This window comes from Agrobacterium vitis, from assembly GCF_013337045.2.
Classification (GTDB): domain Bacteria; phylum Pseudomonadota; class Alphaproteobacteria; order Rhizobiales; family Rhizobiaceae; genus Allorhizobium; species Allorhizobium vitis_B.
In genome coordinates this window covers 1,301,464-1,317,109 of sequence record NZ_CP118259.1, presented here as the reverse complement: position 1 = coordinate 1,317,109, position 15,646 = coordinate 1,301,464, and the positions used below count along the sequence as shown (strand labels likewise).

The following is a 15,646-nucleotide window of genomic DNA, read 5'->3' as shown; positions in this document are numbered from 1 at the left end:
GTCTACCTCCGCTGGCACCCGCCTAAAGCCGCTAAAAACTCATTGGTCTGCCGGTGCGACCTAAGGACGACGACCGGAAGATCGGCCCGCGCATTTTCAAACTGCGCCTGAAACTGCGGCACTTCGTGCGCCTCGAAATTCCAGACATATTGAAGAAATGGCCAATCGATCTTTTCAGGACATCCCGGCGCCATCTCTGGCCTGACCGTTCCGCGATGTTTCAGCCAACGCGACAGAACACCGTAGATCGATAGGTGGCGCGGCGGACGCATCCAGATCACCATGTCGGCGCGCGCCAGCCTGGCTGGCAGGCTGCCGGGGCTGTTGCCGTCGATAATCCACCGCTCACCGGCCACGAACTGATGCATCAACTCAAGCGCTTCCGGCCTTGGCCTCAGCTTCCAGCCGGGTAGCCAGAAGACGTCGCGATCCATGGAGATGTAGTCGAGGCCCAGCCGCTCGCACAGAATTTGCGATAGTGTACTCTTGCCGCTGCCGGAGCAGCCGACCACGCAGATGCGCTTGGCCGAGTTCAACAGTGCTGCCGCATCGTCAAGCTTGTCGATATATAGTGCCATGCATCACCTGCAAACTTTAAAGCCCGACGCTTATAGGCGACGGGCTCCAATCTCGGCAAGCATCATGTAGCGGAAATCTACTCCGCTGCCGCCAGCAGCTTCTTTTCGCGGTTGGCCTTCAACCGGGCAAAATCGTCGCCGGCATGGTGAGAGGAGCGGGTGAGCGGGCTGGAGGCGACCATCAGGAAGCCCTTGGTATAGGCAATATCCTCATAGGACTTGAATTCTTCCGGCGTCACGAAGCGTTCCACCTTGTGGTGCTTACGGGTCGGCTGGAGATATTGGCCGATGGTCAGAAAATCCACATCCGCAGTGCGCAGGTCATCCATCAATTGCAGCACTTCATTACGCTCTTCGCCAAGCCCGACCATGATGCCTGACTTGGTGAACATTGTCGGATCGAGTTCCTTGACCCGCTGCAACAACCGGACAGAGTGGAAATAACGGGCACCCGGACGCACGGTGAGGTAATTGCCCGGAACGGTTTCCATATTGTGGTTGAACACGTCGGGCTTGGCGGCAACGACACGCTCCAGCGCACCGGGCTTTTTCAAAAAGTCCGGCGTCAGGATTTCGATGGTCGTGGCGGGCGAAGCCTCGCGGATGGCCCAGCTCACCTGTTCGAAATGCTCGGCACCACCATCAGCCAGGTCATCTCGGTCCACGGACGTGATGACCACATGCGACAGGCCCATTTGGCGCACGGCCTTGGCCACATTGGCAGGTTCTTCACGGTCAAGCGCATTCGGCTTGCCGGTCGCCACATTGCAGAAGGCGCAGGCGCGGGTACAGATCTCACCCATGATCATGAAGGTGGCGTGCTTCTTTTCCCAGCACTCGCCGATATTCGGGCAGCCGGCTTCTTCACAGACGGTGACCAGCTTGTGGGAACGCACCAGTTCGCGGGTTTCCTGATAGCCCTTGGAGGTCGGAGCTTTCACCCTGATCCATTCCGGCTTGCGCAACACTTCCGTATCCGGCTTGTGAGCCTTTTCCGGGTGGCGGATGCGCTTGTCGTCCGGCTTGGTTCTATCGAGGATGGTAACCATCGTGTTTCCTTTGCCGCCGATGAGCGGTTTTAAAAGTCTCTATTTCCGCACCAGCTTGGCGACGAACAGCAGAATGCAGGCGCCGATAAAGCTGGTGATCAGATAGCCCACCCAGTCGCTGGCGACGAAAATGTCAAAGCGACGGAAGATGGCATTGGCAATGACAGAGCCGATAATGCCGATGACGATGTTCATGAAAATGCCGAAGCGCATGTCCATCAACTTGCCTGCCAGCCATCCGGCCAGACCACCCACGAAGATCGCCGTCAACCAGCCCACATTTTCCATCGTCTATCCTCAGTTGCCCGCCCCTATATAGCGAGCCGGGCAATGTCTCGCAATGTCACTGTCCGCCGCGTCAGGCGTTCAGCACCTTGCCATAGGCATCAAGCACGCTTTCCTTCATCATTTCCGACAGTGTCGGATGCGGGAAGATGGTGTGCATCAGCTCTTCTTCTGTCGTCTCCAGGTTCATGGCGACCACGAAGCCCTGGATCAACTCGGTCACTTCCGCGCCGACCATATGCGCGCCGATCAATTCGCCGGTCTTCTTGTCGAAGATCGTTTTGATCATGCCATTGTCTTCGCCCAGCGCGATGGCCTTGCCATTGGCGTTGAAATTGTAGCGACCAACACGAATCTCGCGGCCCTGTTCTTTTGCCTTGGCTTCGGTGAGACCGACTGAGGCGACCTGCGGATTGCAATAGGTGCAGCCAGGGATCAGAGACTTGTTCATGGGATGGACATGCGGCAGACCGGCAATCTTCTCGATGCAGACCACGCCTTCATGCTCGGCCTTATGAGCCAGCATTGGCGGACCGGCGACATCGCCGATGGCATAGAGGCCCGGCACATTGGTCTTGCCATAGCCGTCGATGACGATGCAGCCTCGATCCGTCTTGACGCCCAAAGCCTCCAGACCGAGATTTTCGATATTGCCCTGCACGCCGACAGCCGAGATCAGCCGGTCAGCCGTGATCTGCTGTACCTTGCCATCCTTGGTCTCGACATGAGCGGTGATGGAATTGGCACCCTTTTCGACCTTGGAAACCTTGGCCTCGGTGATGATCTTCAGACCGCGCTTTTCCAGCGCCTTGCGGGCGATGGTGGAGATTTCCACGTCCTCGACCGGCATAATATTGGCCATCAGCTCGACCACAGTGACATCGACACCCATCGAGCGATAGAAGGACGCAAACTCGATGCCGATGGCGCCTGAGCCCATAACGACGATGGATTTCGGCATGAAATCCGGCTTCATCGCTTCGAAATACGTCCAGATCAGCTTGCCATCTGGCTCAATACCCGGCAGAGCGCGGGGACGCGCGCCGGTGGCGACGATGATATGCTTGGCAGTATAGGTGCCCTCACCCAACACGCCCTTCGGAACCGGATTTTGCGGCTGCACGGCAGGCTTGGACGATGCGCCGACGACGATCTCGTTTGGCTTGGTGAGCTTGGCCTCACCCCAGATCACATCGATCTTGTTCTTCTTCATCAGATAGGCAACGCCGCCGTTAAGGCGGGCCGATACGCCGCGTGAGCGGGCAACAACGTCTTTCACATCGGCGGTCATCGTGCCGTTCAGCGTCAGGCCGTAGCTCTTGGCGTGATTGGCATGATCGAGAATTTCCGCCGACCGCAGTAGCGCCTTGGTGGGGATACAGCCCCAGTTGAGGCAGATGCCGCCAAGATGCTCGCGCTCGACAATCGCGATTTTCAGGCCAAGCTGGGCGGCACGGATCGCAGTCACATAGCCGCCAGGGCCGGACCCGATGATGATGACGTCATAAGCATTCGACATGGGCGCTTCCACTCCTCGGTTTCCTTGGGGTTGTGCCTCTCGGCCCAACCCGTGACGGGACTGGAAGCGCAACCGGCTTTATAATGCCGGTGTCTCGGCCTCCGGTTCGTGACGAACCAGCATCCCGTAGATTTCGTCCTTGAGCCGCATCCGCTTCTTCCTGAGGTCTTCCATATGGAAGTCGTCGAGCGGCTCTATATTTGTTTCAGCGCGATGAACTTGCCGGTTGATCTCGTGATAGGCATCGAACAACCGGACGAAATGGCCGTCCGTTTCCTTCAAATGCCGCATCAAAGTCACAAATTCCGGAAATTCCTCTGCCAGTTCATGCGGAGTGTTGGACATGATCTTTCCCCCTTTAAGGTTGCAAGATCATTTTAAACCCGCCGCATGGTCGTTCCTTGATTCCAATCAACCCGTATTACCGTCCATGCTTTCCCTTCACAGGCCCAGCATCATCCGCACCACAGGCTCCAGACCGCGCCCTATGGCGCGGGTATTGTCAGCATCGAGATGAATGCCATCCATCGTCGTGGTCTTGGCCACCGAACCGGCATCAAAAAAGCCACAACCCAGTTCATCCGCCGCATCGCGGTACATGCTGGCCAGCATTCCACCTTCCTCGATGGAATGATTGAACATCGCCCCGAACATCACATTGGCGGTTTCGCGGATCGGCGGCGGCGAAACAATCAGCACATCCGGGCCATCGAAATCGAAACCCCAGTCATGCTGATGGACCAGCTTGACCAACCGCTTGATGCCCGACGTCGCCCCAATCGCCGTTCCCTGAATGCCGCGTTTCAAATCATTGGTGCCCAGCATCAGGATCACCAGATCCAGCGGCTTGTGGGTTTCGAGTATGCTTGGCAACAGCCTCACGCCATTGCGGTCACAATCCGCCAGATGATCGTCATAGGCCGTCGTGCGCCCGTTCAAACCCTCGGCAATAACCCTGACGCCATGACCAAGCGCCTTTTGCAACACGCTGGTCCAGCGGTCCTCATGGGCGTGACGACCAAGGGCAACCGGGTCGTACCCCCAGGTCAAACTATCGCCGTATGCGAGAACGGTTTTCATTCGTGGCCCACCTTGCAGAAACGAGAGGGGAAAGGTGAATAAAGCCACCCTTCCCCAATTTCATCAGACCAGCATGCCCATCGGGTTTTCGATGTAGCGCTTGAAGGCTCCAAGCAGTTCGGCTCCGAGCGCGCCATCGACCGCGCGGTGGTCGGTGGACAGCGTGACGGTCATGACATTGGCGATCTTCATTTCGCCCTTTTTCACGACAACACGCTCTTCACCAGCGCCGACTGCCAGAATGGTGGCATGCGGCGGGTTGACCACGGCGGCAAAGTTCTTGACGCCCATCATGCCCATGTTGGAGACCGCTGTTGTGCCGCCCTGATATTCCTCAGGCTTCAGCTTGCGGCTCTTGGCGCGTGCGCCCAGATCCTTCATTTCGTTGGAAATGGCGGACAGGCTCTTCAACTCGGCCTGGCGGATGATCGGGGTGATCAGGCCGCCGGGGATCGACACAGCCACGCCGACATCGGCATGCTTGTGCTTGACCATGTTGGTGTCGGTCCACGAAACATTGGCATCCGGCACGTCACGCAACGCCAGCGCCATGGCCTTGATGACCATATCGTTGACCGAGAGCTTGTAGACCGGCTTGCCATCCTTTTCGGGAGCGGCGGTGTTGAGCTGGGCGCGAAGGGCCAGCAATGCATCCAATTCGCAATCCACGGAAACGTAGAAATGCGGAATGGTCTGCTTGCTCTCCTGCAAACGCTTGGCGATGGTCTTGCGCATGCCGTCATGCGGCACAAGCTCGTAGGAACCTTCGGCAAACAGCTTGAGCACGGCATCGTCAGACATGCCCTTGGCCAGCGCCGGAGCAGGTGCCGCGCCAGACGCCGCCGGAGCGGCAGCAGGCTTGGCACCACCGGTGCTGACGGCCTTTTCGACGTCGCTTTTTACCACCCGGCCCTTCGGACCGGTGCCAGAAATGGCCTTGAGATCAAGACCGGCTTCCTTGGCGAGACGACGGGCGAGCGGCGACGAGAATACGCGGTCACCGGATGCGGCTGCCGGAGCAGCGGCCTGAGGGGCAGCCGCAGGAGCATCTGCCTTGGCAGCAGGAGTTTCGGCCTTTGGAGCTTCGGCCTTGGGTGCGTCAGCTTTTGCTGGAGCGGCTACACCGCCGCCAGCCGCAGCAGCCGAGACATCCTCGCCTTCAGCGGCGAGAATGGCGATCAGCGCATTGACCTTGACGCCTTCGGTGCCAGCGGCAACGACGATTTTGGCAACGACGCCCTCATCGACCGCTTCCACTTCCATGGTTGCCTTGTCGGTTTCAATCTCGGCGATCACGTCGCCGGACTTGACGGTATCGCCTTCCTTGACCAGCCACTTGGCCAGATTGCCCTCTTCCATCGTGGGAGAGAGGGCCGGCATGGTGATATTGATCGGCATATGCCTCGCCTCCCCTTATTTGTAGCAGACGGATTTAACGGCCTGGACCACTTCGCCGACATTCGGCAGAGCGAGCTTTTCAAGGTTGGCCGCGTAAGGCATCGGCACGTCCTTGCCAGCCACGGTCAGAACAGGTGCATCGAGATAATCGAAGGCTTCGCGCTGAATGCGGTTGGCCACGAAATCGCCGACGGACGACTGCGGATAACCTTCTTCCACCACGACCAGGCGACCGGTCTTCTTGACCGATTCGATTACCGTCGGCAGATCCATCGGACGGATGGTACGCAGGTCGATCAGTTCGACATCGATGCCAAGCTTGGTCAGCTCTTCCACCGCCTTGGTCGCATAGGTCATGCCAATGCTCCAGGACACGATGGTGACATCCTTGCCGGTCTTGTGAATGCGTGCCTTGCCGATGGGCAGAACGAAATCATCCAGCTTCGGCACATCGAAGCTGTGACCGTAGAGAATTTCGTTTTCGAGGAAGACCACGGGGTTCGGATCGCGGATCGCCGCTTTCAGCAGGCCCTTGGCATCGGCTGCGGTGTAGGGCGAGATGACCTTCAGGCCGGGTATCTGGCTATACCAAGCAGCATAATCCTGGCTGTGCTGGGCGCCAACGCGGGCCGCAGCGCCGTTTGGACCACGGAACACGATGGGCGCGCCCATCTGACCGCCGGACATGTAGAGCGTCTTGGCAGCCGAGTTGATGATCTGGTCAATCGCCTGCATGGCGAAGTTGAAGGTCATGAACTCGACGATCGGACGCAGGCCCGCCATGGCGGCACCCACGGCCACACCGGCAAAACCATGCTCGGTGATTGGCGTATCGACCACGCGGCGGTCGCCGAACTCGGCAAGCAGGCCCTGGGTGATCTTGTAGGCACCCTGGTATTCCGCAACTTCCTCGCCGATAATGAATACATCATCATTGGCGCGCATTTCTTCGGCCATGGCTTCGCGCAATGCTTCACGCACGGTCATCGACACCATTTCCGTACCGGCCGGAATCGACGGATCGCTGGCAGCGCTTGAAATCGGCTGAGCCGGAACAGGCGCGGAAGCCGAACCGGTCTCGGTCGGCTTTTCTTCCTGCGGCACGGCAGGGGCAGCGGGTGCCGCTGCGCTTTCAGCCTTGGGGGCGGAAACGTCAGAGGCGCTTTCGCCATCCTGCAACAGCACGGCAATCGGCGTGTTGACCTTGACATTCTGGGTTCCGGCTTCAATCAGCAGCTTGCCGATGACGCCTTCATCCACGGCTTCCACTTCCATGGTTGCCTTGTCGGTTTCGATTTCGGCGATCACATCGCCGGATTTTACGCTATCGCCTTCAGCTTTCAGCCATTTGGACAGCGTGCCTTCCTCCATTGTCGGAGACAGGGCGGGCATGAGAATATTGACTGGCATGGGCTAACCCTCCCTCTCGCTTACAACAGGATGTCGGTGTAGAGCTCGGATGCATCCGGCTCCGGATCGGCTTGGGCGAAATCGGCGCTGTCGGCGACGATGTCGCGTACGTCCTTGTCGATCAGCTTGAGATCTTCTTCGTTGGCCCAACCCTTTTCCAGGAGACGCAGCCGGACCTGTTCGATCGGGTCATGCTCGGAGCGCATTTTCTGCACTTCGTCCTTGGAGCGGTATTTGGCCGGGTCGGACATGGAGTGACCGCGGTAGCGATAGGTTTCCATTTCCAGGATGACCGGGCCCTTGCCGGCGCGGCAATGCTCGACAGCCTGCACGGCAGCCGCCTTGACGGCGCGCACATCCATGCCATCCACCTTGAAACCGGGGATGTTGAAGGACACGCCGCGCTGGGAGAAATCCGTCTGAGCCGAGGCGCGGGCAACGGACGTTCCCATGGCATACCGATTGTTCTCGATCACATAGATCACCGGCAGGTTCCACAGGCGCGCCATGTTGAAGCTCTCATAGACCTGGCCCTGGTTGGCCGCGCCATCGCCGAAATAGGCGAGAGAGACATTGTCATTGCCACGATACTTGTTGGCGAAGGCCAGACCCGTGCCGAGCGACACCTGGGCGCCGACGATGCCGTGACCACCGTAGAAATGCTTCTCCTTGGAGAACATGTGCATGGAGCCGCCCTTGCCCTTGGACAAGCCGCCGCGACGTCCGGTCAATTCGGCCATCACACCGCGTGCGCTCATGCCGCAAGCCAGCATATGGCCGTGGTCACGATAGCCGGTAATGACCTGGTCGCCGAGCTTCAGCGCCATCTGCATGCCGACAACGACAGCTTCCTGGCCGATGTAGAGGTGACAGAAACCGCCGATGAAGCCCATGCCGTAAAGCTGACCGGCCTTTTCCTCGAAGCGGCGGATCAGAAGCATTTCGCGATAGGCTTTCAGCTCCTTTTCGCGGTCGAATTCTTCAATCGTCCCCACAGCGAAATCGCCTTTTGCAGGCTTTGCTGCCGGTTTGCGGCCTGAAGCAGTCGCGTTTTTGCGCGGTGCCATTCATCCCTCCCTGAGTTGTGTAAGGGTTTTTGATTGGCACACACCATATGCAAGAATGGGACAGGCCGCAATGCATTAAATGCATGCCTTCCATTCCGTATAAACACCAGATATTTAATATTTTTTTGCGATTAACTGGATTTCAGTTAATCAACAATCCCCTAAATATGACGGGCATTGTCGCGAATGGAATGATTCACACTAGCGATTGAAAATGACGATCTCATCAGGACGGGACATGTTCAGCTGATAGCGAGCTTTTTCATCGATCATATCGCGCTCAAGCGAGCCGTCGCTGAGCAGTTTTACCTGAGTTTCCAGCTTCTTGCGGTCGTGAATGAGCGCGGCCAGTTCCTTGCTCCGCTCAGCCCGGACGACATCGAAATGCTCGCCGGCCTTCAACCCGTAATCGCCATGAATGCTGTGATAGCCGAAATAGCCGATAAAGGCGATGGTAACGGCGGGAAGGACCAGGCGTCCAAATTTACGGTTCTTATGGTGACGTGTCCACATTCTCGATTTGGCCTTGCAACGCACAACATCTTTGCATCGACATTAGAGCCATTTGCTTAACCGAGTATTGACCTTGTTGCGAAAAAGTTCAGCCTCTGCTCAATGCAAAAAGCCCGCACCGTTTGCACGGCGCGGGCTTGAGAGAAAAATCGTTGCGGAACAACCAGCTCCGCTCGCCGGATCAGGCCTTCAAAATGGACGTACCGGCATAAGCGGCCTGCGGTCCCAGCAGTTCCTCGATACGGATCAGCTGGTTGTACTTGGCAAGCCGGTCGGAGCGCGACAGCGAGCCGGTCTTGATCTGTCCGCAATTGGTGGCAACCGACAGGTCGGCAATGATCGAGTCTTCGGTTTCACCCGAACGATGCGACATGACGGCGGTATAGGCAGCCTTGTGCGCGGTCTCAACCGCATCCAGGGTTTCCGACAGCGAACCAATCTGGTTGACCTTGACGAGGATCGAATTGGCGACACCCATGCGAATACCGTCGCGCAGGCGGGCGGAATTGGTGACGAACAGATCGTCGCCAACCAGCTGGGTCGTCGCACCGATCTTGTCGGTCAGATATTTCCAGCCGTCCCAATCGTCTTCGGCCATACCGTCTTCGATGGAGATGATCGGGTATTTGGCAGCCAGCTCAGCCAGATAGTCAGCCATGGCTTCCGGCTCCAGCGTGCGGCCTTCGCCTTCCATAACATACTTGCCGTCCTTGAAGAATTCGGTCGAAGCGCAGTCGAGCGCCAGATACATGTCTTCGCCCGGACGGTAACCAGCCTTCTCAATCGATTTCATGATGAAATCAAGTGCTTCCGGTGCACTCTTCAAGCCAGGTGCGAAGCCGCCTTCATCACCGACATTGGTGTTGAATCCCTGAGCCGAGAGTTCCTTCTTCAGCGTATGGAACACTTCCGAGCCCATGCGCACGGCGTCACGGATATTCTCCGCACCGACAGGCATGATCATGAATTCCTGGAAGTCGATTGGATTGTCAGCATGGGCGCCGCCATTGATGATGTTCATCATTGGCACAGGCAGGATGCGGGCGTTCGGACCACCGACATAGCGATAGAGCGGCAGGCCGGAGGCTTCTGCAGCTGCCTTGGCAACGGCCAGCGACACGCCGAGAATGGCGTTGGCGCCGAGACGCGATTTGTTCGGCGTGCCGTCCAGCTCGCGCATGATCGTGTCGATCTGGATCTGGTTTTCAGCATCATGGCCGCCGATGGCGTCATAGATTTCGCTGTTGACGGCTTCAACGGCCTTTTCGACGCCCTTGCCCAGATAACGCTTGCCGCCATCGCGCAGCTCAACGGCTTCATGGGCGCCGGTGGATGCGCCCGACGGAACCGCAGCGCGGCCCATGCTGCCATCTTCCAGATAGACATCGACTTCGACGGTCGGGTTGCCGCGGCTGTCGAGAATCTCGCGGGCAATAATGTCGGTAATAGCGGTCATGGTCACTCCCTGCTGTAAAGGCTGGACAAGGCTTTGGTCGCCCTGTCTTAGCCGGTGAATTGAAAATTACAATGACATGGTCTCGGCCTTTAGGCCGCCTTGGTGACGGCGTCGAACGCAAGTAGCTTTTCCAGCAAGCGCTCAAGGTCCTTCAGGTAGACCATATTGGGACCGTCAGACGGCGCATTGTCAGGGTCCTGATGCGACTCGATGAAGAGACCCGCGACCCCAACCGCCACGGCGGCGCGTGCCAGTGTTTCCACGAATTCGCGCTGGCCACCGGTCGAGCCGCCCTGCCCGCCCGGCTGCTGTACCGAGTGCGTGGCATCGAAGATCACCGGCGCACCCATGCCTGCCATGATCGGCAGCGAGCGCATGTCGGAGACCAGCGTGTTATAGCCGAAGGAAGCGCCACGCTCGCAAAGCATGACATTGGGGTTGCCGGACAGCGTGATCTTTTCCATCACGTTCTTCATGTCCCAAGGCGCTAGAAACTGGCCCTTCTTGACATTGATCGCCCGGCCCGTTTTTGCAGCGGCCACCAGAAGATCGGTCTGGCGGCACAGGAAGGCCGGGATCTGCAACACATCAACCACTTCAGCCACCTCGGCGCACTGGTCTTCGCTGTGAATGTCGGTCAGGACAGGAAAACCGAATTCCTTTTTTAGGTCGGAGAAGATCGCCAGTCCCTGCTCGATGCCAATACCGCGCCCGGCCTTCAGCGAGGTGCGGTTGGCCTTGTCAAAAGAGGATTTATAGACGAGGCCAATGCCGAGTTTGTCGCAGATTTCCTTGATCCCGCCCGCCATCATGAAAGCGTGCTCGCGGCTTTCCATCTGGCAGGGACCACAGATCAGCGAAATTTTCGCACTGTTGGAGAAGGAGACCGTCTTGGCGCCTTCGCCAATGGTGACGGTTGCATTCGGCAGGGCAGAAGCGGTCATGGCGTATTCTCCTCAAACAGAAAGGCAACGCCCTGTCCGGGCGCGGCCGGGACGGTAATGCCGCCCGCTAGTCTCTCATGGGCAACGCCATTAGCAGCCAGAACCGCCGCTGTCACCTCAAGATCGGCAACCGTAAACACCAGGGCCTCCGCCACCAGGGCCTTGTTCTTCGTCTCGCCGGAAATGATTTCCATCGACAGATTGGCGGCGTCGAAGGCCAATCCATTGGTGGTTTCTCTGGCTGCTACGCCCAATATGGTTTGTAACCAACTGGCATAAAGCACTGGCTTCGGTGCATAGAAAAACACTCGCGTCAAACCGATGACGCCATTGGCATGGATTTCGAGCGCTTGCCTGTCAGCGGGCAGCGGATTAACCCGCTCGCAGGCAAACAGAAAGAAAGGCTCAACCTCCCGCGCTGAAAAGGCAAGGTGAAAGCGCGCAACAGTCTCGCTCCCATCCGGCAGCCGCATGGGCCTTGAGAATTCCAGCATGTCGCCACCTGTCATACCGGCCGCGACAAAGGCCGCATGATCCGCCGTGGCGTCCTGCGATGCGGTGACAATTGCCGACAGACCTTGGCTGTACACCTGCCTGAAGGCACGATCACGCCCGACAAAGACATTGCCCTTGGCAATGGCGGCGTCCACAGCCTCATGGTCGCCGGTTGCCAGCGGCTCCAGATAGATCCCATCGGCCAGGAATACACAGGCATTGACCGTGCCGAACGGATGGCGCCCATCCGGCGCGACCGTAAAACCAAGAGCAGTCAGGCGGCTTCGCGCCGCCTCCAGCGTTTCCACCGGAAGCACCAGATGATCGACGAGACGGGCATTTGTGTTGGGCATTTTAAAAAACTCACTGTGGAGCGGTTATGTTAGTTGGTATCGAGCTTCGGTGGCGTAAAATCAAGCAGGTCGCGGCGATAGGTTTCCACCACCATGCTGATCGGCGTTCCATCCGGCACACTCAGCAATGCCTTGTGCTGAAGAACATATTCGGGCACCGACAAGGGGTTGCCGCTGGCCGGTGGCACCGCACTGCCCATCTCCCATCCGTCCGGCAGCGGCTTCCACAACAGCTCGGCGGATATCGTGTGCCGTTGGAAATGCAAAGGCTGCACCACACGGCCAAACGCACCGTCCGTCGTGTCGAGCACTTTGTTCATGTCATCCGTCAGCCGGGCCGGTACATACCAGTTGTCGGCTTCAGACAGGATACGGTCACCGCATTTCAGCCGCACCCGGCGATAGCCGACCTTGTCACCATCCGCGACTTTGAGGGCGGCGCGAATTTCGACCGTGGCGGGCTTGTCGATATCCTTTACCCGTTCGGCAGTGATTTTTGCTCCATCCGCCAGCTTATGAATGCTGCACCAGCGGTCCAGCGTCAGCGTGGCACTGTCATGGCTCAACAGGTCGGCATTCAGCGTTTGCAATACGGCGAGCGCCTGCAAACGCGAAACGGGCGTATCCGGCCAGGCGGCGGGCGCGGCGGCAAGGCTCAGGGAAGAAACGGTCATGGCGGCAACCACAGCTGGCAGGAACAACAAACGCATGCAAACTCCTGAAATAGAAAGAAAAATCTCGATAAAAAGTCGCGCGGACATCAGCATGAAAACATGACGGAGAGATGACCATGCGCTGATATTTTGACGTTACCGATAAAGCTGCGGCGGCTTGCGTTCGAAGGTCTTGATGCCGCTTTTCCAGCCCGCCATCGCAGGCGCAATCGTTGCCACGGCCTCGGCACCGGAGACGGCATCAAACAGGACGAGATCAGCCGCAGCCCCGACCTTCAGCTGTTCATCCAGCCCCATCAGCCGGGCCGGGAAACGGGTGATCATCTCGAAGACCTGGTTCAGATCCGCAGGCGTCGCCAGTTGGGCAACATTGGCGTAGAGGTTGGCCATGCGCATCAGCGAAACATCGCCAAACGGCGTAAACGGGTTGAGGACATTATTGGTCGAGATGGTGACATTCACCCCCTGGCGGGCCAGAAGATGTGCCGGAGCAACTCCCCTTGGGCAAAGATGATCGATATCCCGGCCGGTCAGAAACAGATCGGTAGCGGGCAGAACCGTCACCGTAATACCCGCTTCGGCCAATTGCTTTGCCACCCGCTCCACTTCGTCGGGAGAAATTGCGGAAAGCTTGGTGACATGGCCGACGGACACCTTGCCTTGGTAACCCCGCGCCAGCGTCTGGGCAATGACCGTCGGCAGGTTGGACCCTGAAGGATCGAGATCGAAATCGAGATGGAAATCAACAGGCACATCGAAGCGCTGGGCCAGCGTGAAGATCCTGGAAATATGCTCGGCTGGCCGAGGGTCCGTGTAAGGGCAGCCACCAATCAGATCCGCCCCTTGCGACAAGGCGATTTCCAGCATCCGCTCCGTTTCCGGCTCATTGGTCAACCCTTCCTGGGCAAAGGCGCAGATTTCAATATCGACCAGATGGGCGTAATCGACCTTCAGTTTGCGGATCGCCGAAAACGACCGGAAACCGGCGCGCGGATCGATCTCCACGAAGGTCCTGATCCGGGTCGTGCCATGTACGATGGCTCGTTCCACGACATCGGCGGCGCGGGCATAGACATCTTCCTCGGTAAAGGCCTGCTTGGCTTTCGAGGTCTCTGATACTGCTTCCGCCAGTGTTCCGCTACACACCCGACAGCGCCCGATGATCCCTGCCTTGTCGAGATGCAGGTGGGTTTCGATCAACCCGGCACAGACCAACCGGCCTGCCGCATCCTCCTGCGGCGCATCGCAACGGAATTCCGCCTCCAGCGCAACAATCCGCCCCGCCTCGAAGGCGATGTCCAGCGGCTGCGCCGACATCGGCAGCCTGGCGCGGCGCAACACGAAATCAATCGCCATGCGTTTTCATTCCCCTCTTTGGCTGACAATCATCCAGCCACCGTCTCTGCCGCATGAAATCTCTTTCTATCCGCAAACGATATCCCATGGATGAGCGACCGTCACAAGGCGACGAGATTACCGTTGCTGGCAATCAGCACACCCGCCTTGAACACCATGCGCTCCATCGGGCGCGCCGCCACGGCTTCGGCAATCGAGGCGACTGGCAGGATGATAAAATCGGCTGGGCTCCCTTTGCCGAGGGCCGCACTGCTGCGCCCCAAAACCTCAGCCGGGAGGGTACTGACCAGCGCGAAGGCATGTTCAAGATCGGCATCGGCGCGAAAATTCTGCCGGTCGCAGAGAATGCTGGCCCGCTCCAGGAGATCGCCATTGCCGAGCGGCGACCAGGCATCGCGGATATTGTCATTTCCGGAAAACACCCGCACGCCCGCAGCCTTCAGCCGCTTGATCGGCGGCATGCTGGTATCGCCAGGACCGGTGGTCATGATCGCCACATCGGCGCGCGCCAGCGCTTCCGCCGTGCGCCCGAAATCCATATCATCCAGCGCGCCCAGGCAATAGGCATGGCTGACGGCGCATTTGCCATGAAGACCATGCGCCAAAGCCCGTTTGGCGATCTGGCGGATTTCGAAAGCCCCGAGCGGACCCGGATCGTGAAGATGCAGATCCACCCCGACGCCGTAACGACCGGCGATGGCAAAAATTGCGTTGAGGTGGCCGGTAATGTCATCGTCTATTCCAGCCGGGTCGAGACCGCCGATCAGGTCCGCCCCTGCCTTGACCGCCTGCTCCAGCAGATCGGCAGTGCCGGGATCGGCCAAGACGCCGGACTGCGGAAACGCCACCGTCTGAATATCGACCAGATGACCATGGCTTTGCTTGAGGGACAGGATAGCTTCCAGCCCGGCCAATCCGACTTCCGTATCGATATCGGCATGGCTACGGCAGGTAACGGTGCCATAGGTGGCCATCTTCTCCAGCAGCTTGCCGCCACGCACCTCGACCGGCAAGGGCAGCGAGCGACGGAGCGCCTTTTCTGCCCGGATTCGCTCTGCGACCGAGCCTCCGGGAATATGGGCAATGAACGGCATGCCGATCAGCGTCTTATCCAGATGCACATGACCATCGACCAGGCCCGGCAGGACCAGACCGCCGCGCGCGTCGATCCGCGGCTTTTCCGTTGAAACACCCTCACCCACCGCCGCGCCGATAGCGGCAATTGTAGACCCGGCAATAACGATATCGACCGGCTCACCGAGACCATTGCGGGCATTGAAAACGACGAGGGTGGCGCTCATGGAAAGATCGACTTTCAAACAGACGGGCAATCAAACAGGCGGAATGCGGGCCGGATCATGCCGTATTTCCTGGCCGGACACGAGGTTTAAAGCAAAGTCAGGATTGCGGTAATTTGGTGTTCCGTGTCAGGCTTGGACTTGATTATTCCCCGCCTCTTGCCGGAACGT

Annotated in this window: 16 protein-coding genes; all 16 read right to left on the bottom strand. The window is 58.5% G+C overall.

The genetic code is table 11. The features are described from left to right. Positions 1 to 2 precede the first annotated feature (2 nt). The 16 genes from G6L01_RS06215 to G6L01_RS06140 all read right to left on the bottom strand — a co-directional run bounded on the left by G6L01_RS06215 (position 3) and on the right by G6L01_RS06140 (position 15,478). Complete coding sequence (locus tag G6L01_RS06215; RefSeq protein ID WP_070164627.1) at positions 3 to 578, bottom strand: P-loop NTPase family protein; 576 nt, start codon at positions 576 to 578, stop codon at positions 3 to 5. 77 nt (positions 579 to 655) lie between these two features. Next, entirely contained in the window at positions 656 to 1,627 is a 972-nt protein-coding gene (gene lipA, locus G6L01_RS06210) for a lipoyl synthase (protein WP_070164626.1), read from the bottom strand. 39 nt (positions 1,628 to 1,666) lie between these two features. Continuing rightward, positions 1,667 to 1,915 (bottom strand): GlsB/YeaQ/YmgE family stress response membrane protein, encoded by a 249-nt coding sequence (locus G6L01_RS06205; protein ID WP_015915932.1) that lies wholly within the window; start codon positions 1,913 to 1,915, stop codon positions 1,667 to 1,669. Positions 1,916 to 1,985: 70 nt separating this feature from the next. Beyond that, positions 1,986 to 3,431 (bottom strand): dihydrolipoyl dehydrogenase, encoded by a 1,446-nt coding sequence (gene lpdA / locus G6L01_RS06200; RefSeq protein WP_060715993.1) that lies wholly within the window; start codon positions 3,429 to 3,431, stop codon positions 1,986 to 1,988. Between the two features lie 78 nt (positions 3,432 to 3,509). Beyond that, positions 3,510 to 3,776 carry an HP1242/YdcH family protein gene (locus G6L01_RS06195; RefSeq protein ID WP_070150865.1) on the bottom strand — a complete coding sequence of 89 codons (267 nt, stop codon included), beginning with the start codon at positions 3,774 to 3,776 and terminating at the stop codon, positions 3,510 to 3,512. 96 nt (positions 3,777 to 3,872) lie between these two features. Further along, positions 3,873 to 4,511, bottom strand: a complete 639-nt coding sequence (locus tag G6L01_RS06190; protein WP_070164625.1) for an SGNH/GDSL hydrolase family protein — start codon at positions 4,509 to 4,511, stop codon at positions 3,873 to 3,875. Positions 4,512 to 4,574: 63 nt separating this feature from the next. Continuing rightward, positions 4,575 to 5,909 (bottom strand): pyruvate dehydrogenase complex dihydrolipoamide acetyltransferase, encoded by a 1,335-nt coding sequence (locus G6L01_RS06185; protein ID WP_070164624.1) that lies wholly within the window; start codon positions 5,907 to 5,909, stop codon positions 4,575 to 4,577. Between the two features lie 15 nt (positions 5,910 to 5,924). Beyond that, on the bottom strand, positions 5,925 to 7,319 hold the full coding sequence (locus tag G6L01_RS06180) for a pyruvate dehydrogenase complex E1 component subunit beta (protein ID WP_070164623.1): 1,395 nt from the start codon (positions 7,317 to 7,319) through the stop codon (positions 5,925 to 5,927). Positions 7,320 to 7,339: 20 nt separating this feature from the next. Further along, positions 7,340 to 8,386 (bottom strand): pyruvate dehydrogenase (acetyl-transferring) E1 component subunit alpha, encoded by a 1,047-nt coding sequence (pdhA, locus tag G6L01_RS06175; RefSeq protein WP_070164622.1) that lies wholly within the window; start codon positions 8,384 to 8,386, stop codon positions 7,340 to 7,342. Positions 8,387 to 8,587: 201 nt separating this feature from the next. Beyond that, the gene (locus tag G6L01_RS06170) at positions 8,588 to 8,899 is read right to left on the bottom strand and encodes an FtsB family cell division protein (RefSeq protein ID WP_015915925.1); all 312 of its coding nucleotides are present in this window, start codon (positions 8,897 to 8,899) and stop codon (positions 8,588 to 8,590) included. 181 nt (positions 8,900 to 9,080) lie between these two features. After that, positions 9,081 to 10,355 (bottom strand): phosphopyruvate hydratase, encoded by a 1,275-nt coding sequence (eno, locus tag G6L01_RS06165; protein WP_070164621.1) that lies wholly within the window; start codon positions 10,353 to 10,355, stop codon positions 9,081 to 9,083. An 89-nt stretch (positions 10,356 to 10,444) separates the two neighbouring features. Continuing rightward, entirely contained in the window at positions 10,445 to 11,299 is an 855-nt protein-coding gene (gene kdsA, locus G6L01_RS06160) for a 3-deoxy-8-phosphooctulonate synthase (RefSeq protein WP_070164620.1), read from the bottom strand. Next, on the bottom strand, positions 11,296 to 12,147 hold the full coding sequence (locus G6L01_RS06155; RefSeq protein WP_070164619.1) for a VOC family protein: 852 nt from the start codon (positions 12,145 to 12,147) through the stop codon (positions 11,296 to 11,298). Before G6L01_RS06155 ends, kdsA begins: the two co-directional genes overlap by 4 nt. Positions 12,148 to 12,176: 29 nt before the next feature. Beyond that, on the bottom strand, positions 12,177 to 12,857 hold the full coding sequence (locus G6L01_RS06150) for a hypothetical protein (RefSeq protein WP_070165109.1): 681 nt from the start codon (positions 12,855 to 12,857) through the stop codon (positions 12,177 to 12,179). A gap of 99 nt (positions 12,858 to 12,956) precedes the next feature. Further along, positions 12,957 to 14,177: an amidohydrolase family protein gene (locus G6L01_RS06145; RefSeq protein WP_156584031.1), complete on the bottom strand. Its 1,221-nt coding sequence runs from the start codon at positions 14,175 to 14,177 to the stop codon at positions 12,957 to 12,959. A 101-nt stretch (positions 14,178 to 14,278) separates the two neighbouring features. Continuing rightward, positions 14,279 to 15,478: an amidohydrolase gene (locus G6L01_RS06140; RefSeq protein ID WP_070164617.1), complete on the bottom strand. Its 1,200-nt coding sequence runs from the start codon at positions 15,476 to 15,478 to the stop codon at positions 14,279 to 14,281. Between the last annotated feature and the right edge of the window lie 168 nt (positions 15,479 to 15,646).